Consider the following 19,769-nt stretch of genomic DNA (forward strand, 5'->3'; position numbering starts at 1 on the left):
TTGAATGATACAATTTTCAATTATCATTCCATGTTATAATGAACAGGCTAATATTCTTAACTTAGTAGATCGCATTAATAATTTACAAAAATCATATAATGTTGAATATATTCTTGTAGACAATGGATCTAAGGATGATAGTAAAAATATTTTCAGACAATATATTGATGGGAAATATAATAATATAAAAGTAGTATATGTAGAAGAGAATAAAGGCTATGGATATGGCATTCAGCAAGGGATGAAAGTTGCTATAGGGGAATATATTGGTTGGATACATGCTGATATGCAAGTACCTATTGAAGAATTAATGTATTTTTTTGATATAGTAATAGAAGAAGATAATAGAAAGAAATTTTTATTTATCAAAGGGGTACGAAAAAATAGATCATTTATTGATAAAATATTTACTATGGGACAATCAATCTTTAATAGTATTCTTTTCACTCATTATATGTATGATATAGGAGCTATACCCGTGTTATTTCACAGATCATTGATTGATAATATTGACTGTATGCCAAATGATTTTTCTTTAGAATTATATATTTATGTAGAAGCCATATCTAAAAAATTTCTTGTAAAAAGAAAAATAGTTAATTTATTTAAGAGACAAAATGGCTTTTCTTCTTGGAATCAAGGATTTTTATCCAAACTTTCCCAGAGCAAAAAGATTTTTATAAATAGCATTAAAATTAAGAAAGGAGAGAAAGTACTATGAAAATATTAATCACTGGTGCTGCTGGTTTTATTGGTTCACAACTTGCTCATAGACTATGGAAAAATCAGGCAGAACTTATTCTGATTGATAATTTTTCATATGGTAGAGAAGATAATTTAATTTTTGATGATCATAATTTTATCCATGATGTAATAAATATGGATATCCGTGACAAAGAAGGAATAAAATCGATATTTAAATCACATGAAATAGATTTTGTCTATAATTTTGCAGGTATTGCTCCCTTACCAGATTGCCAATTACATCCACAAGATGCTATAGATGTGAATGTAATTGGTTTTGTTAATTTACTTGAGAGTTCGAGGGTTTATGGTGTTAAAAAAGTTATCCAGGCAAGTACTAATGCTATATATGAAAATTCGACGACTTTCCCATGTATTGAAAGTGATTTAAGTTTACCGACTTTAATATATCCTAATACGAAGTATGTTTCAGAGAGGTTTGCCCAATCATATAGTGACACATATGGTATGAGTGTGACTTGTTTAAGATTAGCAAATGTTTATGGACCACATGTTGACTGTTTAAGAGTACATCCGCCTCTTGTGGCATATATGGTAAAAGAGCTTTATTATGGTAGAGAGCCAATATTTCATTCGACAGGAGAGCAAAGGCGAGATTATATTTATGTAGAAGATCTGATCGACCTAGCAATAGCAGTACAAGATTCTGTTGGTTTTGACATAGTAAATGCATCATCTAATCAAAATTACTCTGTTAATGAATTATATGAAATAGCAAAAAATATTATGCGTAAAGATATCACTTCTAAATTTGCAGATAATTCTCATTTTTGGAGAAAGTATCCTGGTTTATTTGAAGGTAAATATTCAATGAATGAGTCTATACTCAGCCATGAAATTAATAAATATACTTTATGTAATAATTCTTATGCGAAGAAAAAATATGGATGGACTCCGAAAATTTCAATTGAGGATGGGTTAAAGAAATTAATAGAATCAGAATGTAGTTTGCTGAATAAATTAGAGAAAAATAAGAAATGAAAAAAAATAAAATTCATCTTGTGATGCCGATGGCTGGTAGAGGTTCACGTTTTTATAAGGAAGGTTATAATATTCCAAAACCATTAATAGAGATTTATGGAAAGCCTTTTTTTTATTGGGCAACAAGATCAATTGCTAAATTTATTGAAATAGAAACCTTACAATTTATAGTTTTAAGAGAACATGTAGAAAAATATGACATAGATCTTAAAATTATAAAAGAGTTTCCTGATGCAAAAATTCAAGTAATCAGTGATGTCACAGAAGGCGCAGTTGTTACCTGTATGAAAGGTATAGATATAATCAAAGATAATTATCCCCTTGTCTTTAATGATTGTGATCATCTTTTTAAATGTTCACCATTGAATCTATTCTGTAAAAATGGAATAGATGAATCTATAGATGGTATTTTGTTAACTTTTAAATCAGATAGCAATAAATATAGTTTTATACAAAAAAATAATGAAGGAAATATTATTAGGACAGTAGAAAAAGAAGTGATAAGTAATGAAGCTATATGTGGTTGCTATTATTTTAAGGATGTAGATTGCTTCAAGAGGGCTGCATTAGAATATTTAGGTAACTGTAGATATAATGAATATTATATGAGTGGTGTATATAATATTATGATTGGGCATAGACAAATTATAAAAAGTATGTTAACTGACTTTCATGTACCATTTGGTGTTCCTGATGAATTTATTATTGCTAAACAATCTGATGCTTATCTGGAGTTAATATAATGTTTTTAATATTCTTCTCTATTATTTTTATGATTATAGGGCATTTATATAAAGTAAGGCGATGGGGACTTTATATTTCTATATATGAAACACCAAATTATGGGAATTTACTAAACGCTCTATCTGTAGGTCATATATTAAATATTTTTTTTCCACTTACTAGATTAGGAGATATAGTTAGAATATTAATCTCAGGGAGAAAATTAAAAAATGGATACCCTTTTTCTATAGCAACAGTTATTGCTGATTTGTATATTGATTTATTGACTGTTGGACTCTTTTTTATTATTTTTACCCTTTATGCTAATAATTACATAAAAGATGGGGGGGGGTATATAAATAATATAGCCTCGTACTATATAGTATTTATGTGTATAGTAATATTCATTACTATGCTAATAGTTATTAATAGAAAATGGGTAAAAAAATATATCTCAATTTTTTCTACGATTTTTAATGAAAATATCGAATTTGGTTTATTATACACATCATATTTATCAATCGCATCAATAAAAGATATTATTTTAAATATTAATAGAATAAAATTTTTTATATACTCAATCATTATATGGGGATCTTATATTTTATCTTATATACTTTTTTCTAAAAGTATCTATGAATTTTATAATGATGAGAGTTATAGTGTTTTAAAAATTTTTTCGATCCTATTTTCTGGTCTAAGTGTCTATCAAGTAGATAATAATATATTATATCTCTGGTTAGTATTTTTACTCAGTCCACTACTTATTTGTTTTGTGATTTCTTATTCATACAATAAATATTCTAAGAATTCTAAAAATTTCAATTATAAGATTATATTACCACAATTAAGCAAGACAGATAAGTTAGCTTTTTTACGAATATATTATGCTGAAGAAAATCGAGAGCATATAAAAAATTATATTAAAATGAATAAAAATGTAGTCATTATTGAAGATTTTTCTGCAGGCTCGAATGCTTCAACAATCTTAATTATTAAGAATGATCAGATGTATTTCCGTAAATATGCGTTTGATGATGACGGTGTGAAATTAGCTGAACAAGTAGATTGGATAGAGCATCATGGAAGTGATATACCATTACCTCTTATTTTAAATAAGAGAATTGGAGGAAGTTTTTGTTCATATGATATGTATAGTTATGCTAGTGCAGTAGGTCTATTTAAGTATATACACACTATGCCAATTGCTAATAGCTGGAGCATATTAGAATCAGCTTTGAATGATATTAGCTTTGGATTATATTCTAAAAATAATAGAAAGGCTGATGATTATAAGATAAAAGAATATATTTTTAATAAAATTTATAAGAATTTAGAAATTATAAAAAATAAGAATAAATATATAATGAATTTAGAAAAATTCGAAGAAGTTAGAGTGAATGGAAAACAATTAAAAACATTACGATTCTATGAAGATATGTTTGAGTTTTCTCATTTATATAATATTTTTAAGGACGATTGGTACTCAGATATTCATGGAGATTTAACTATTGAAAATATTGTATGCTTATCTAACCCTTATGATATAGATAAATGTGAATATGAATTTATGAAAAGTGTAATACCTGATAATTATTATTTTATTGATCCTAATACAGGAAATTTACATGATTCGCCATTCTTAGATTATGCAAAATTACTACAGTCTTTGCATGGTAATTATGAATTTTTGATGATGGTGAATAATGTTTCCATAGATGAAGATAATGTTAATTACTTATTACTAAAAACGGAAATATATGGAAAAATTTATAAAAAATATAGAGATTATCTTTTAAGAAGATTTGATAAAAAAGAAATATTAAGTATATATTATCATGAAGTTGTTCATTGGTTAAGATTAATGCCATATAAAATTAGAAAAGATGAAAAATTATCGGTAGTGTTTTATACTGGTTTATTACAAGTGTTAGCGGATGTTTGGAGATTAGAAAATAATGGATAAAAAAAATAAACTAGCTGTTTTTGACTTAGATGGAACTTTATATGATACGACAGTAGTTAATTTTAATTCTTATGTGGTTGCAATGCAAAAATATGGATTTAGTCCTAGTATAGATTATCAATATTTTAAAACATTTTGTAATGGTAGAAATTATAAAGTTTTTCTACCAGAAATAATTGAAAAAATTTCAATTGGTGATATGGAAAGAATTCATAGAGAGAAATTAAATATATATAAGCAATATCTGCACTATTCAAAAAGAAACAATCACCTTTTTCATATTCTTCAAAGTATTAAAAATGAATATATTACGGCCATTGCAACAACAGCATCTAGGCATAATACGTTAGATATTTTAGAAAAGTTTGGAGATATAGAATTATTTGATTTTATAATTACTAAAGAAGATGTGAGTAACACTAAGCCAGATCCTGAGTGTTATATTCTTGCAATGAATATAGCTGCAGCTACTCCAGAGAATACATTGATTTTTGAAGATTCAGAAGTTGGTTTAAATGCTGCAAAACTAAGTAAGGCATCATATATACAAATTTTTGGCTTTAATTGATAGTATATTATTATAATATAATTTATGTTAACATCATCTTATAAAATTATAATAAAATTTTTGATTGTAGGTGGAATATGTACAATACTCGATTTATTTATATATATGCTACTTTTCGAACCTATTGGCATATTATGTAGCAAAGCTTTTTCTATGACTATTTCCACGATAGTTAATTATTTTCTAAATAAACTTTGGAGTTTTTCAAGGAGAAATTCCTATTTAAAGACGGAAATTACTAAATATATGATTTCACAATTTTTGAATATACTAATTAACACAGGGATAAATTCTATTACTTTCAATATAATTAATGACAAAATGCTCTCATTTTTGATGGCAACAGGAATTGCAACAATTTTTAATTATACATTACAACGTTATTGGGTTTTTAAATATGATTAAGAAAAAAATATGTAGTGATAATATTTATTTTTTCTCACAGACAAAAATGATAGTTTTGGGAATAATATTTCTCGTCAGTTTTCTTATCTATTTTTTCTATATAAAAGATATAATGATTGTAAATTCTGACCATGCTTACTACGTAATTGCTGGTAAAGATATTATGTCGGGTAATATCTTTTTAGATGGGTGGTATGGATCAACTAATACATTTTATTTCTTAGATGTAATGTATGGATTGTTAGGAGAGTTATTTGGATACAATATAAATTTAATATATGTTTTCTCTTCATTACTTTGGGCTTTAACAGTTTCAATGGTAGTTTATTTGACAATAAGCCTAAATGATAAAATGGATAATAATAAAATACTTTTGATTCTCACATTAATCTATACTTCTTGTTATTTTTCTCAGTCTATAAAAATTATTGCTGGCGCACATTTAGATATTCTACTATTATGTTTTCCATTTATTTATATTACATCATATTTGCATATTAAGAATAATTTATTTAAAATTGATTTAAAATTAATTATATCATCCTTTCTTTTTTTTCTGGCTATATTTTCAGATAGATTAACTTTATATTTTATTATCTCATCTATTATATTTATATATATATTAAACATTCTTAAAAATAAATTTTATAATAAATCAATATCAGTTTTATTAAAAAATTTTATTTTTACTATAATTATTGTTTTTCTTGAAAAGATTTTTGAAATTGTATTAAGAAAAAGTGGAAGTGGTATTGAGCTTTATTACAGTGATGATGTGATAAAAATAATACCTTTTGAACAACTGATAGATAAAATTCAGTTTGTTTTTGCTGAGATATTGTATTTATTTGGAATAGATATTTTTAACAAACCTATCTTCGAAGTGATGATATATATTCCTAGAATATTTTTACTTATATTTCTGGTGGTATGCCTTTTTTATAGTTTGCCACATATAACTAAAAAAATAATTAACCAAATTTTTTTATGTATGATTATACTGAACATTTCGGTATTATTATTGACTGATTATGTAAAAATACAAGAAGGTATTGAATATACTTCAAGGATAATGTATTTTTTATTCTTCTCATTAATTATATTGCTAAGTCAAGTAAAATTTAGATTTTTTTATAGGGATGGAATTAATAATAACTATTCTAAGATTAATTGGAATATCTATCTGAAAGTTTTTTTGGTAATAATTTTGCTTATTACATTAGTAAATGTTGAACGAAAGAGAGCTGATAAGTTTAATACTGATGAAAAATTTTCTCAAGTTATTAATGTATTGAATGATAATAAGTTAACACATGGTTATGGAACTTTTTGGCTAGCTAATATTACAACTTTATATTCTAAATTAAAAATATATGTCAATCCTGTAGCAAATCCTACGGATCTTTCTAAAATGAAGTGGTTGTCTTTCGATACCTCACGTTGGAAATACGCTAATTTTATTCTTGTAGATGAGAGTAAATGGGATAATATTTCTAGAGAAACAGTAATTGAATCTGTTGGTGAACCTGATAAAGAAATAAAAATTCAAGACATAACTATAATGATTTATAGTAAAAACATTATGCCTTATATAAACAATTCTGGTTCTAATGAATCTTTAGATGCATGGTGGAATTTTGAAGAAGGTAAAAGCATTCACACAATAAAAGTGAATGATAAACATTTTTTTTCAGTCTTTGCTGCAGATAATAAAGGATTATTTATCTCTGATGGTGAAGGACAATTAATTTATGGTCCATATAAACCTTTATCTGAAGGTATATATAATATAACGTATATTTATTCGTATGAAGGTAATAATGTAGAGAATGGAAGTGTGATTGGTTTTGTTGATGCATTCTCTAATAGTGATAAGATAGAATATAAAAAGTCTACTATTATTTCTGGGAGTGATAGAATAACATTGAAAAACGTGAGAGTATATAAAAATTGTACTGATGTGGAGTTAAGGGCTTATGCAAATGTTTCGGATTTAAGCATTAAAGAGATAATTATTGAAAAAGCAAATTAATTGTTTTTAATAGAGAGAATTATATATGTTCAATATGATTTTCGGTGAGAAATAGAAAATGACAATGAAAAATTGGTTTATTTGGAACGATCTCGTAATTTTATTCAAGACAGTAAAAATTGTATTAAATTGTAGCGGAGCTTATTAGGTCTATGTAACTCGTCATGAAAAAATTTTTAATCACAGGCGGTTCCGGTTTCATTGGCTCTGCCGTCATTCGATATATTATTAATAATACAGATCATCAAGTTATTAATATCGATAAACTTACTTATGCAGCAGATCCTAGAGCTTTAATTGAGGTACAAAAAAATCCACGTTATTTTTTTGATCAGGTTGATATTTGTGAACGTTTATCCTTAGATAACATTTTTCATAAGTATCAACCTGATGTTGTGATGCATTTGGCAGCAGAAAGCCATGTAGATCGTTCAATTTCAGGTCCAGCAGCTTTTATAGAAACTAATATTATTGGTACTTATACTTTGCTTGAAGTTTCTCGCCGCTATTGGGAAGCTTTGCCACTTTCTAAAAAAGATACTTTTCGTTTTCACCATATTTCAACGGATGAAGTATATGGTGAATTACAAGATAAAAACTCTCTTTTTACTGAAAATACTCCATATCACCCAAACAGTCCTTATTCAGCATCTAAAGCTTCCAGTGATCATCTCGTTCGGGCATGGTATAGAACGTATGGATTGCCAACTATTGTGACCAATTGTTCTAACAATTATGGCCCTTATCAATATCCAGAAAAACTTATCCCGTTGATAATTTTAAATGCACTTTCAGGTACACCATTACCGATCTATGGAGATGGAATGCAAATTCGAGATTGGTTATATGTAGAAGATCATGCAAAAGCACTGTATAAAGTGATTACAGAAGGAAAAATAGGTGAAACCTACAATATTGGTGGTAATAATGAAAGAACCAATCTTGAGATTGTGTTAACTATTTGTCAGATCTTGGAAGAGTTAGCACCAAAAAAAACTAATGGAATAGCTGAATATAAAGATCTCATCACATTTGTCGCAGACCGTCCTGGACATGATTTTCGTTATGCAATTGATGCAAGTAAAATTAGAAAAGAACTAGGCTGGCATCCAGAAGAAACTTTTGAAAGTGGGTTGAGAAAGACGGTGGAGTGGTATTTGAGAAATAATCTAATAAATTAACTCTTCTCTTGTCTAAAAATGCTGGAATCTTTTCTAGTATTTCTTGTCATAATAAAGTCTATATATGAAATAAAGATAAAGATACTTAAGCAATGTTTCAAAAAAATTTCCTATATATGTAATTAACATATTCATCATATGTATAAACAACACTTATGATTTGATTGTAAGTTATCATTATCTATTTATTGATTCATCAATGTTAAAATTCCAACATAATGTTTAAATGGAATACTATTTCTAACTGTTAGAAATTGAATTGGTTGTGTTAAAGTGTTATTTTTATAATAAATTATTAGCAGATTAAGTTTATCTATATAAATAATTCTATCAAATTAACAGAGATAAATAGGTTTTTATAAAATAAACGAGAATTAGTAGAAAAATGTTTTATGTATATTTAGAGTTATCAGTACTATTAATGGAGTGTGAACAATATTTTTATTAGTGTTTAGTGTATTTTTAGACAATTGAGCGAGATTATGAAGAATGTAGATATAAAAGTAATTAAAGAAGAATTGATTAGTGCATATCATAATAAAAGAATTCTTGAATTTATCCAAGAAAATTATCTAAATGATAGAGTAGAAGAAAATTTAATAGCAAAAGCACTTATAGAGTTACATAACGAACATTATGTTGATGTTATTGCTCTTTTTAATCATTCAGGGGAAGAAACTGAAAATGTTGATTTTTATATTATTAGTGAATTTTTCGGAAAAATTATTCTAAATTTAGATGCCTCAGTCATAGATATTATAACTTGTATAAATTATTTTTCTTTGGAAGAGAATATTGGTGTCAGTTATAACTTATTAGAATCATTGAGGCAATTTTGTCGACAAGATTATCTTAGAATAAAAGAACTCTATGAATTTTCTATAAGTAATATTAATGCTAATATTAAATATCTAAAGATAGCTTTTCTTGAAGGCCTTTGTATCAGTGAGTCTGAATATTTAGATTATCTTGTTCAGTTATTAAATAGTGAAAATGAAACTATAAAATCAGAGTTAATCTTTATATTGGGTAATATAATATATAAAACTGAAAGTAATTTAAATATAATTTGGCAAACTATCAAAAAAATTTCTAAAGATTCTTTTTCAGATGAGTTATTAGCTGCTGGTATGCATACAATATTTTCAATATACAAGCAGTCTTCTTCTTTTGAAATCCATTTTTTAAACTTTTTAGAAGAGCATATTTATTATGTAGGGAATAAATCTATTTCTGAAGCACTAAGAATTCTTCTTTTTGAACAAGATAAGTTAACAGCTGATATTGAAAAAATATTGTTATTAGTCTGTGAGTGTATTAAGTCTGCAGATAAGGAAGTGATTCGACTTTTAGACTCAGTTCTAAAGAGTTTTATAGTTAATGGTAAATATGATAAAAGTATTACTTTCTTAGAAAAATTTTTTGAAAATAATGAATATAATATTTCTATGACATGTTTTGATACGTTTATTAGAGAAATTCACAATTATAAAGATATCTATCTTTCCAATTTATTAACTAGATGGTTTTTATCAAATAATTATCAATTACAGAGATGTGCATATGATTTGTTTTATGAGTTTGATTCTATAAAGGAATTTCATATTAAGTTTGATAATTCTTTGTTTGATAAGAAATATATAAATATTTGTTTGTTTTTAGCTAAAAAATCTATTGGTTGGTTTTTCTATAAACCTAATATTGCTATTAGTTTAATAGAATCAGTTATAGTGAAAGCTTCAGAGCAAGAAATTATAGATATTAAGAGTTTGATTTTTGATTATTTGTTTATTAGCTACCCTGATTATATAAATAATTACTTCGAAAAATTGAGTAAGTTAGATAGGAAAGAGGATAGTAAGTTAAAAAATATAGCATGCTGTTTATTATCTGAATTTTATATATATCAAGATGAAATAAAAAAAGTATATGAATTTAAAGATCTTGAGATAAATAATTATGATAAATTTTTATTTAGAAAATTTCTTCAAAAGCAATTTGATAGAGCGAAAGAAAAAACAGAAGAACAAAGTATTCTCAGTTTATTTTGTCATAAGAGAGTACTATTATATGGAAATGAAGCAATTTATGTCCATACAATAGATAAACAAAACTCAAGAAGAGTTATTCCAGTTAAATCTTATAATTATCCACTCAATATTCCAAGATTGTCTTATTTCAATCCTTGCATACTCAATATGACTCTTTCCAATTTTAGAAAGGAGAATATTTAATAATGAAATTAGTGATAAAGCAATATCTTTCTTCGTTGAAGGAGAGAGGAGAATTAGAAGTACTTTTGCCAGAATTATTATCTCAAATGGGATTTGAAGTATTTTTAAAGCCTGGTATAGGTAGTCGACAATATGGTGTGGATATTGCAGCTTATGGTAGTTTATCAGATTCTTTAGAGAAAAAAGTTTATCTTTTTTGTGTAAAGGGTGGTGATTTGGATAGAACTAATTGGAATGGCAGTACTCCTCAAGATGTACGACCTTCAATAGAAGAGATTTTAGATGTGTTCATTGATTCCCATATACCGGTACAATATAAATCTGCATCTGTAGAAATTTGTTTATGTTTCGGTGGCGATATTAAAGAAAATATAAGACAATCTGTCACTTCGTATATGAGAAAAATGAAAGAAAAATATCCTGATATAGATTTTTCTGAATGGAATGGTGATTATTTATCCTCTCTTGTGGAAAGATATTTCTTAAGAGAAGAATTATTACCTAAAAATTCAGACTGTAGAGGATTATTGAGAAAATCTTTGGCTATGATTAATGAGCCAGATATGTCGTATAAATATTTTAAAGATCTTATAAAACTATTAGCTAATTTTGATGAATTAACAATTAGAGAACAATTGACTAGAATTAGGCAAATATATTTAAGTCTATATATCTTATATTCTTGGAGTAAAAGTGAAAATAATTTAGAGAGTGTATTTTTGTCTTCAGAATTTACTATTTTATATACTTGGGATATAGTTAAAGTTTCATTTGATAATAAACGAGGTTCTGGTGATAAAATTTTAAATATTTTTTATAATGTAATTACATTATATTTAACAATATTAAGAGAATATATTAAAAATAAAATTCTTCCATATGTAGATATAAGATATGGTCTTTCTAATGCAGTTGGTACATCATGTGATGTAGCGATAAATATGAAGTTATTTGATGTTTTAGGTAGATTATCTCTTTATGGTCTTTGGCTTATATGGTATAGAAAAAATGTAATATCTTATGATCAAGAATTAGCAGATAATATTGATTATGAAATAAATAAGGTGCAAGCATCAATAATAAAATTTATAAATAATAATCCTATTCTATTTACCCCATATAAAGAAGAACAGGTAATTGATTTATCATTGGCGTATTTATTTCTAAGTTCTGATCCACAAGCTGTAAAAGAATTTTCTAAATATATATACCAAATGTGTATATGTATTAAATATATGTTTTCTATACATGGAAAATACCCTTCAGTCATTAATAATTATGAAGAATTATTAGAACATCCATTAGAAAAAACGGATCAATATAGGGAGAAAATTACTCAGGCTTCAGTATTATTTCCACATTTAGCGATCTTTTCAGCATTGATGATGGATGATGAATCTTATAAAAATGTTCAGTGTATTATAGGACAATTTCTGTTTCATTGTAATTTACAAATTTACTTCTTTAATGAGCTTTCAGAGGAATATTTTTATCGTAATATCGATTCTCATGGAGCAGTATTAAATGATTTTAATTTGAATAAAGAACAAAGTGATTTTTTGAAATTTATATCTGATGAATGTGAGCGATCAGATGAAATTTTAAAAAAGATGAGTGCTATTGCTCATGGTTATTGGCCACTAATATTAGCAGGTTGCAGACATTATAATCTCCCTATTCCTATAAATTTTATGTTTAATGATTTTTAATTTCTCAATAGAGAGTATTATATTTATGTAAGTACACTTATATGAATAAATGTACTTTATGCTTGATAAATAATGTCGATTGATCCAATTATTAGCAATTACTTGTCCATTTGGTGTAGTTTTTCAAAAATTAACAACCATTTTGTCTACTACACCTTATTTTATCTAAGCTTGTGTATTAAAAGTTTCCTAACCAACCCACCCAATAAATGCATCACAAATAAGATAATTGATAATAGATAGAGTGGAGTATTACCAAAAACAGAGAAAGGGGTTTTGCCGATAGTTTTGTGCATTTCTGCCGTAAGTGTTGTTGCTTGGAATTGTGGTGCTTGGCTAATTACTTTACCGTGTGCATCAATAAAGGCAGTAATTCCAGTATTAGTATCGCGGATAACTGGTTTACCTAATTCTAATGCGCGCATTCTTGCCATTTGGAAATGTTGCCATGGACCAATAGAGGTACCAAACCAAGCATCATTAGATACTGTTAGAATGAAATCGCTGTCATTTTGAATACTATTCTGAACTTGACGATCAAAAATTATCTCATAACAGATGGCATTGGTGAATTTTGCACCTTTTATTGCTAGAGGGAGTTGTTTAGCACTACCAGGAGTCATATCAGAAAATGGAATATCTAATATTTCCTTGATAAAAGATAATGGAATATATTCACCAAATGGTACTAAATGATGTTTTAAATAACGTGGTGCTGATTCAATTGAATAAGGTTGATCTGGCGTAAGCGCAATTAATGAATTAAATAACTGATCTGTATTAGGTTTTTGATAAATGGTACCTAATAAAATTGCAGTATTGGATTGTTGTGAGAATCTTGAAAGCATATCAATATACGGTGTTAATTGATTCTCTAATAATGGTAATACCGATTCCGGCAGAATAATAATATCGCTTTTACCAAGATGTGATTCTACTAGATTTTTATAAATATCTAATGATTGGTAAAGATGGTCAGGATCCCATTTATATTGTTGCTCAATATTACCTTGAACCAAGGTGATGGTAAGCGGTTTTTCTGTTGTATTCTGTTTTATGAAAGAGATATGCTGGCTGTAATAGCTTACAGCAATTAATACTACGGCTAATAAGCCTTGAGAGCTGATTAATAAGAAGTTGCGTTGTTTTTGCAATAATCCATCAATAAAGTTTATCAGTAGTGCAGATAACCAGACCATTACAAAGGTGATACCTTGCACACCAAAGAATGGGGCAATACCTGCGAAGAAAGTATCAATTTGTGTATAACCAAATTGTAACCAAGGAAAACCAGTAAATAACCAACCACGTAAAAATTCAGTGAATGTCCATAATATTGCTAAAAGAATGGATTGGCTAATAACAAATCTGCGAATAATCCAAGCAAATAAAAGAGGAAATAGAGAGAGATAAATGGAGAGTATGATAACTGCTATATACGATAGAACAAATGATAACCCACCAAAGTTAAAGAGACTATATTGCAGCCAATTTAAGCCGAATATGAAATAGCTTATTCCCCATAGAAAAGTAGATAATAGTGCTTGTTTGGTCGTTTTGCTGTATTTAATCGTAGCAAGCAGGATAAATAATGAGATAAAAGCTAAAAAACTGTAATTATAAGGTGCGTAGGCAAAGACACCGAGGATTCCACTTAGAACGGCAAAGAGTGGTAATAAATATTGTGGCATATGGGATCTCTTATCACAAAAATATTGTTATATATTAGTTATTCATTTGCGTTAAATAAATAGAACGGACATTCAGCCCGTTCTTAATTATAAAACTGTGAAGAATTAATCTTCTTCTACTGTATTTTGTTGTTCCATTTTTTCAATTTGTTCATCTGGAACAACGACACGCAATTGGATAATGCGTCGGCTATCCGCAGAAGTGATCTTAAATTCAATATTATCCAATTGAATAGTTTCACCGCGAGTTGGTAAATAGCCAAATGCTTGCATAATTACGCCGCCAATAGTATCGACCTCTTCACCAGTAAAGCCGGTTGCAAAATAGTGATTAAAGTCATCAATATCGGTTAAGGCTTGCACTGCGTAGGTGTGTTTAGAAAGCTGACGAATATCCTCAACTTCTTCTTCATCGAATTCATCTTCAATATCGCCAACAATCTGTTCCAAAATATCTTCAATGGTAACTAAACCAGAAATAGAACCAAACTCATCAACAACAATTGCCATATGAAAACGTTCAGAGCGGAATTCTTTCAACATTCTATCGACACGTTTACTTTCTGGAATGATAACGGCTGGGCGTAATACCTCGTGAATAGAAAATTCAGCCGAATCGGGGCGTAAATATTTGAGTAAATCTTTTGCTAATAACAAACCAATCACATTATCGCGATCATTGGCAATCACAGGAAAACGTGAGTGTGCAGACTCAATAATAATGTCTAAACATTCAGACAGACTTTGTTCAGCATTAATGAACACAATTTGTGAACGAGGAATCATAATATCTCGTACACGCAATTCAGAAATTTCAATTACGCCCTCAATCATTTGTCGTGTTTCTTGATTGATAATATCGTTTTGTTCTGAATCTCTGATTGCTTCAACTAATTCTTCGCGATTTTTCGGTTCCGCAGGAAAGAAATTAGTTAATAAAGATTGGAAAAACCCTTTTTTAGTATTGTTATCTGTAGGATTACTCGAATGTTCTTCACTCATGACGATTTTATTTAATTACTCCGATATGATTAAACGTTGAAAAACTATCATATTTACGCTTTCTTGACTAGATAGTCCGCGATTATTTCGCGAACTCAGTCATAGTTTTGGCAAATTTATTTAAACCTTCTTCCAATTCTGTTTGGGAAATATTTAATGCCGGCGCTAAACGTACTACATTCGGCCCTGCAACTAATAACATCAAGCCATATTGGTTGGCAAGATGACAAAAATCCATTGCTTTGCCATGATATTTTTCTATCAATTCTGCACCAATTAATAAGCCTTCACCACGAATTTGACGAAAAATTGGGGTTTGTTGATTGAGTTTGGCGATAGTTTGTTTAATGAAGTCGCTTTTAGCACGTACTTGTTCTAAAAAGTGTTCATCAGAAATAATTTCAACGGCTTTTTTGGCTACTGCACAAGCTAATGGATTACCACCAAATGTTGTACCATGTACACCTGGTTTGAAACTTGCGGCAATTTGATGCGTTGTCATCATTGCTCCAATTGGGAAGCCATTTGCTAATGCTTTTGCACTGGTCAAAATATCAGGTACCACATTGTATTTCATATAAGTGTAGAAATGGCCAGTACGTCCGACCCCAGTTTGTACTTCATCAAAAATTAATAAAGCTTGGTATTGATCGCAGAGTTGGCGTAAACCTTGCAAAAATTCCGTTGTTGCAGGTAAAACCCCACTTTCACCTTGAATAGGTTCAACAATGACAGCGCAAGTATGATCATCGATTACAGCTTTCACAGCGTCTAAATCATTATAAGGAACGTGAATAATATCCGCTGGTTTTGGGCCAAAACCGTCAGAATATTTTGCCTGACCGCCGACACTTACTGTAAATAGTGTACGTCCATGGAAACTTTGCTTAAAAGAGATAATTTTGCTTTTTTGATAACCGAAATGATCAACCGCGTAACGACGCGCTAATTTTAAGGCGGCTTCGTTTGCTTCTGCTCCTGAATTTACAAACATCACACGCTCTGCAAAGGTTTTTTCAACCAATAATTTTGCTAATGCGATAGTGGGTTCGCTAGTAAACCAGTTACTTGAATGCCAAAGTGTTGAACCTTGTTGTTGTAATACTTTGAGCAATTCATCAGGACAGTGACCTAAAGCATTGACGGCGATACCACCAGTTAAATCAATATATTCTTTACCTTGTTGATCCCAAACTCGGCTGCCTTTACCTTTGACTGGAATAAAATCTGCCGGAGCGTAGTTTTGTACTAAAAATTGGTCAAAATCGTTACGAGTAATTTGTTGTGTCATTTTTATTGCCTCAATAATATTTGTTTATTTGCGTGCAGGAAAGCATACGACTGATTGCATATGTAGTCAATAAAATGAATAAAAATGCAATTAATTGGTGCCGCCAACGGTAATTTTTTCAATTTTAAGTGCGGGTTGACCAACGCCAACAGGCACACTTTGCCCCTGTTTACCACAAACACCAATACCATGATCAATTTCTAGTTCATCGGCTACCATAGAGACATTTTGCATAACTTCAATACCGCTACCAATCAGGGTTGCGCCTTTAATTGGTTTAGTAATTTTACCTTTTTCAATGAGATAAGCTTCAGAAGTAGAGAAGACAAACTTGCCAGAGGTAATATCAACTTGGCCACCGCCAAAATGCGGTGCATAGACACCATAATCAACAGAAGCAATTAAATCTGCAAATTTACTTTCACCCGGTAACATATAGGTATTAGTCATACGGGGCATTGGTAAATGAGCATATGATTCACGACGTGCGTTACCTGTTGGTTGCATGCCCATTAAACGTGCGTTTAATTTATCTTGCATATAGCCTTGTAATACACCGTCTTTAATTAAGACATTATATTGTCCAGGAACACCTTCATCATCAACCGTTAAAGAACCACGACGATCTGGTAATGTGCCATCATCAACAATGGTACAAAGCGGTGATGTAACTAATTCACCAATTTTGCCACTGAAAATAGAAGACTGTTTACGATTAAAATCGCCTTCTAAACCATGGCCAACAGCTTCATGTAACAATACACCCGGCCAACCAGCGCCTAAAATCACTGGCATCATTCCGGCTGGTGCTGCAACAGCATTAAGATTGACTAATGCTTGGCGTACTGCTTCTTTTGCGAAATAAACTGCACGTTGTTCACCTTGATAATCAGCAAAGAACCAATCTAAAGGACGGCGACCACCAACTCCAGCACTACCACGTTCACGTTTACCATCTTGTTCCGCCAAGACAGAAATAGATAAACGAATTAACGGACGAATATCTGCAGCTAAAGTACCGTCAGTGGCGGCAACTAACATTTCTTCATAGAGTGTGGATAAGCTGACGGAGACTCGTGTAATACGTGGATCTTCCGCACGTGCAACTTGATCGACTAGGCGTAATAAGGCGATTTTTTGTTCTCGGCTAATCGTATCTAATGGATTGATTGCGGCATAGCGTAGAGTTGGATTAACAGGAAGAAAACCTTGTTTCGCAAAAATAGAAGAAGTTGTGTTTTTAGCTTGTGCAATACCTTTTGCGGCTAATGCACAATCTTGTAAGGCAGCAAAATTAATGACATCAGAGTAAGCAAATCCAGTTTTTTCACCACTAATTGCACGTACACCAACGCCACGATCAATATGAAAACCGCCTTCTTTAATAATGCCATCTTCTAAAACCCAGACTTCATCCATAGAGGTTTGAAAAAAGAGATCGGCAAAATCAATTTGTCGATCAGCAAAAATATCAAAGATAGATGGTAGTTGTTCAATAGTTAATTGGTTTGGTGAAAGTAAAGAATCTGCTACTTGGTTAATAATCATTGTTTATTCCTAAATTTATCTTACATTACGACCACATCAAACTGTTCTTGTGTGTAGTAAGGTTCCATTTTAATCTGTACTTTTTTACCAATAAAGACTTCAACTTCTGCAATCAGTGCATGTGTTTCTTCATTAATCAGATGCTCTGCCACTGCGCGAGAAGCATAGACCAAGAATTGTTCGCTAGCATAAAGGTGATATACCCGAATAATTTCACGAGCAATTTCATAACAAACGGTTTCCACACTCTTCACGCGGCCGCGCCCTTGACAATTAGGACACTCTTCACAAAGCACATGCTCTAAACTTTCTCGAGTACGTTTCCGCGTCATTTCCACTAAGCCAAGTTGGGTAAAGCCGTTTACGGTTGTTTTCACTCTATCTTTCGCTAACGCCTCTTTGAGTGATTGTAAAACGCGTTCTTGATGTTCTACTAACTGCATATCAATAAAGTCAATAATGATAATGCCGCCGAGATTGCGCAATTGTAATTGATGAGCAATGGCTTGAGTGGCTTCAATATTGGTATTAAAGATAGTTTCTTCAAGATTGCGATGACCAACAAAACCGCCGGTATTAATATCGATGGTGGTCATGGCTTCCGTCTGTTCAATAATTAAATAACCACCAGATTTCAGGTTTACCCGCTTATTAAGAGCTTTTTGAATGCTTTCTTCAACACCATAAATATCAAATAATGGTTGCGGGCCAGTATAAACCGATAAACTTTGGGTTAATTGAGGTAGAAACTCTTCGATAAACTCTTTTACTTCTAAATAAGCGAGTTTAGAGTCAATTCGAATACTATCTAACGGCATACCAACAAAATCACGAATAATGCGTTGTGCTAATGCTGGCTCAGTGTAGAGCATTGCTGGTGCAGTAGAACGCACTTTTCGTTCTAACACTTTACGCCATAAGCGTTTCAAGAAGTCAGCATCTTGTTGTAATTCTTCAAGCGAAACATTTTCTGAAGCGGTACGAATAATAAAGCCACCGAGTTCATCACAAAACGGCGTAACAAGCTCTTTTAACCTTGCACGCTCTTCTTCGCTTTCAATACGTTGTGACACGCCAACATGACTATTTTCTGGCATAAAGACCAAATAGCGAGAAGGGAGTGTAATATCAGTAGTTAAACGTGCACCTTTTGTGCCAAGTGGATCTTTAACCACTTGGACAATAATATCTTGCCCTTCACGTACTAATTCAGCGATATCTTTAACGACAAATTGCTTTTGTTCATTTTCATCAACGCATTCAGTATGTGAAACGATATCGGAAGCGTGTAAAAATGCTGCTTTTTCTAAACCGATATCGACAAATGCTGATTGCATACCGGGTAATACTCGTGTTACTCGACCTTTATAAATATTGCCAACAATGCCCCGTTTGGTTTCCCGTTCAACATGAACTTCACGTAAAATGCCCGCTGCTACGAGCGCAATCCTTGTTTCATTCGGGGTAACATTGACCAACAACTCGACTTTGTTACCATTTTCCATAAATTTTTCCTAATAATATGACTATTGGGCGTTAGTCTAACGAAATCAAATATTAAATCCTAGCGTATTTTGTGTTGTTCTACATAATCTTTGCTTAATATCATTTCTTATTGTGATTAATTTAGGGTAGAGAAAAGTAAGAAAAATTGGAACGGGCAAGTGTTGAAA

15 protein-coding genes are annotated in these 19,769 nt (G+C 30.1%); 10 read left to right on the plus strand and 5 right to left on the minus strand.

Annotated elements, in window-relative coordinates:
- Positions 1-4: 4 nt before the first annotated feature.
- The 10 genes from QS62_RS04045 to QS62_RS04090 all read left to right on the plus strand — a co-directional run bounded on the left by QS62_RS04045 (position 5) and on the right by QS62_RS04090 (position 12,564).
- On the plus strand, positions 5-721 hold the full coding sequence (locus QS62_RS04045; RefSeq protein WP_066106307.1) for a glycosyltransferase family 2 protein: 717 nt from the start codon (positions 5-7) through the stop codon (positions 719-721).
- Positions 718-1,746, plus strand: a complete 1,029-nt coding sequence (locus QS62_RS04050; RefSeq protein ID WP_066106310.1) for an NAD-dependent epimerase/dehydratase family protein — start codon at positions 718-720, stop codon at positions 1,744-1,746. Before QS62_RS04045 ends, QS62_RS04050 begins: the two co-directional genes overlap by 4 nt.
- On the plus strand, positions 1,743-2,489 hold the full coding sequence (locus QS62_RS04055; protein WP_066106313.1) for a sugar phosphate nucleotidyltransferase: 747 nt from the start codon (positions 1,743-1,745) through the stop codon (positions 2,487-2,489). The genes QS62_RS04050 and QS62_RS04055 overlap by 4 nt, the downstream gene beginning before the upstream one ends.
- Positions 2,489-4,435 carry a lysylphosphatidylglycerol synthase transmembrane domain-containing protein gene (locus QS62_RS04060; RefSeq protein ID WP_066106316.1) on the plus strand — a complete coding sequence of 649 codons (1,947 nt, stop codon included), beginning with the start codon at positions 2,489-2,491 and terminating at the stop codon, positions 4,433-4,435. The genes QS62_RS04055 and QS62_RS04060 overlap by 1 nt, the downstream gene beginning before the upstream one ends.
- On the plus strand, positions 4,428-5,003 hold the full coding sequence (locus tag QS62_RS04065; protein ID WP_066106318.1) for an HAD family hydrolase: 576 nt from the start codon (positions 4,428-4,430) through the stop codon (positions 5,001-5,003). Before QS62_RS04060 ends, QS62_RS04065 begins: the two co-directional genes overlap by 8 nt.
- Before the next feature lie 24 nt (positions 5,004-5,027).
- Entirely contained in the window at positions 5,028-5,408 is a 381-nt protein-coding gene (locus QS62_RS12230) for a GtrA family protein (protein WP_082966129.1), read from the plus strand.
- Complete coding sequence (locus QS62_RS04075; protein WP_066106322.1) at positions 5,401-7,440, plus strand: hypothetical protein; 2,040 nt, start codon at positions 5,401-5,403, stop codon at positions 7,438-7,440. Before QS62_RS12230 ends, QS62_RS04075 begins: the two co-directional genes overlap by 8 nt.
- 164 nt (positions 7,441-7,604) lie before the next feature.
- A complete protein-coding gene (gene rfbB, locus QS62_RS04080; protein WP_066106325.1) occupies positions 7,605-8,621 on the plus strand; it encodes a dTDP-glucose 4,6-dehydratase in 1,017 nt (338 codons plus the stop codon).
- 482 nt (positions 8,622-9,103) lie between these two features.
- The gene (locus tag QS62_RS04085; protein WP_066106328.1) at positions 9,104-10,855 is read left to right on the plus strand and encodes a hypothetical protein; all 1,752 of its coding nucleotides are present in this window, start codon (positions 9,104-9,106) and stop codon (positions 10,853-10,855) included.
- Positions 10,856-10,857: 2 nt separating this feature from the next.
- The gene (locus QS62_RS04090; protein ID WP_066106331.1) at positions 10,858-12,564 is read left to right on the plus strand and encodes a hypothetical protein; all 1,707 of its coding nucleotides are present in this window, start codon (positions 10,858-10,860) and stop codon (positions 12,562-12,564) included.
- Positions 12,565-12,725: 161 nt separating this feature from the next.
- Here the strand turns inward: QS62_RS04090 and lnt are convergent, their stop codons facing one another.
- The 5 genes from lnt to rng all read right to left on the minus strand — a co-directional run bounded on the left by lnt (position 12,726) and on the right by rng (position 19,601).
- A complete protein-coding gene (gene lnt / locus QS62_RS04095; RefSeq protein WP_066106334.1) occupies positions 12,726-14,255 on the minus strand; it encodes an apolipoprotein N-acyltransferase in 1,530 nt (509 codons plus the stop codon).
- 105 nt (positions 14,256-14,360) lie between these two features.
- Positions 14,361-15,257 (minus strand): CNNM family magnesium/cobalt transport protein CorC, encoded by an 897-nt coding sequence (corC, locus tag QS62_RS04100; protein ID WP_066106337.1) that lies wholly within the window; start codon positions 15,255-15,257, stop codon positions 14,361-14,363.
- 82 nt (positions 15,258-15,339) lie between these two features.
- The gene (locus tag QS62_RS04105; protein ID WP_066106340.1) at positions 15,340-16,548 is read right to left on the minus strand and encodes an aspartate aminotransferase family protein; all 1,209 of its coding nucleotides are present in this window, start codon (positions 16,546-16,548) and stop codon (positions 15,340-15,342) included.
- A gap of 90 nt (positions 16,549-16,638) precedes the next feature.
- A complete protein-coding gene (gene tldD / locus QS62_RS04110) occupies positions 16,639-18,096 on the minus strand; it encodes a metalloprotease TldD (RefSeq protein ID WP_414146315.1) in 1,458 nt (485 codons plus the stop codon).
- 20 nt (positions 18,097-18,116) lie between these two features.
- The gene (gene rng / locus QS62_RS04115; RefSeq protein WP_066106344.1) at positions 18,117-19,601 is read right to left on the minus strand and encodes a ribonuclease G; all 1,485 of its coding nucleotides are present in this window, start codon (positions 19,599-19,601) and stop codon (positions 18,117-18,119) included.
- Positions 19,602-19,769 lie beyond the last annotated feature (168 nt).

This window comes from Gallibacterium salpingitidis, assembly GCF_001678495.1.
GTDB classification, from domain to species: Bacteria; Pseudomonadota; Gammaproteobacteria; order Enterobacterales; family Pasteurellaceae; genus Gallibacterium; species Gallibacterium salpingitidis.

What these genes read in the sequence shown, in the direction of transcription:
- QS62_RS04050 (WP_066106310.1), top strand. Translation starts at nt 718, where the DNA reads ATGAAAATATTAATCACTGGTGCTGCTGGTTTTATTGGTTCACAACTT.
- QS62_RS04090 (WP_066106331.1), top strand. Translation starts at nt 10,858, where the DNA reads ATGAAATTAGTGATAAAGCAATATCTTTCTTCGTTGAAGGAGAGAGGA.
- QS62_RS04065 (WP_066106318.1), top strand. Translation starts at nt 4,428, where the DNA reads ATGGATAAAAAAAATAAACTAGCTGTTTTTGACTTAGATGGAACTTTA.
- QS62_RS04105 (WP_066106340.1), bottom strand. Translation starts at nt 16,548, where the DNA reads ATGACACAACAAATTACTCGTAACGATTTTGACCAATTTTTAGTACAA.
- QS62_RS12230 (WP_082966129.1), top strand. Translation starts at nt 5,028, where the DNA reads ATGTTAACATCATCTTATAAAATTATAATAAAATTTTTGATTGTAGGT.
- QS62_RS04045 (WP_066106307.1), top strand. Translation starts at nt 5, where the DNA reads ATGATACAATTTTCAATTATCATTCCATGTTATAATGAACAGGCTAAT.
- rng (WP_066106344.1), bottom strand. Translation starts at nt 19,601, where the DNA reads ATGGAAAATGGTAACAAAGTCGAGTTGTTGGTCAATGTTACCCCGAAT.
- tldD (WP_414146315.1), bottom strand. Translation starts at nt 18,096, where the DNA reads ATGATTATTAACCAAGTAGCAGATTCTTTACTTTCACCAAACCAATTA.
- QS62_RS04060 (WP_066106316.1), top strand. Translation starts at nt 2,489, where the DNA reads ATGTTTTTAATATTCTTCTCTATTATTTTTATGATTATAGGGCATTTA.
- lnt (WP_066106334.1), bottom strand. Translation starts at nt 14,255, where the DNA reads ATGCCACAATATTTATTACCACTCTTTGCCGTTCTAAGTGGAATCCTC.
- corC (WP_066106337.1), bottom strand. Translation starts at nt 15,257, where the DNA reads ATGAGTGAAGAACATTCGAGTAATCCTACAGATAACAATACTAAAAAA.
- QS62_RS04055 (WP_066106313.1), top strand. Translation starts at nt 1,743, where the DNA reads ATGAAAAAAAATAAAATTCATCTTGTGATGCCGATGGCTGGTAGAGGT.
- rfbB (WP_066106325.1), top strand. Translation starts at nt 7,605, where the DNA reads ATGAAAAAATTTTTAATCACAGGCGGTTCCGGTTTCATTGGCTCTGCC.
- QS62_RS04085 (WP_066106328.1), top strand. Translation starts at nt 9,104, where the DNA reads ATGAAGAATGTAGATATAAAAGTAATTAAAGAAGAATTGATTAGTGCA.
- QS62_RS04075 (WP_066106322.1), top strand. Translation starts at nt 5,401, where the DNA reads ATGATTAAGAAAAAAATATGTAGTGATAATATTTATTTTTTCTCACAG.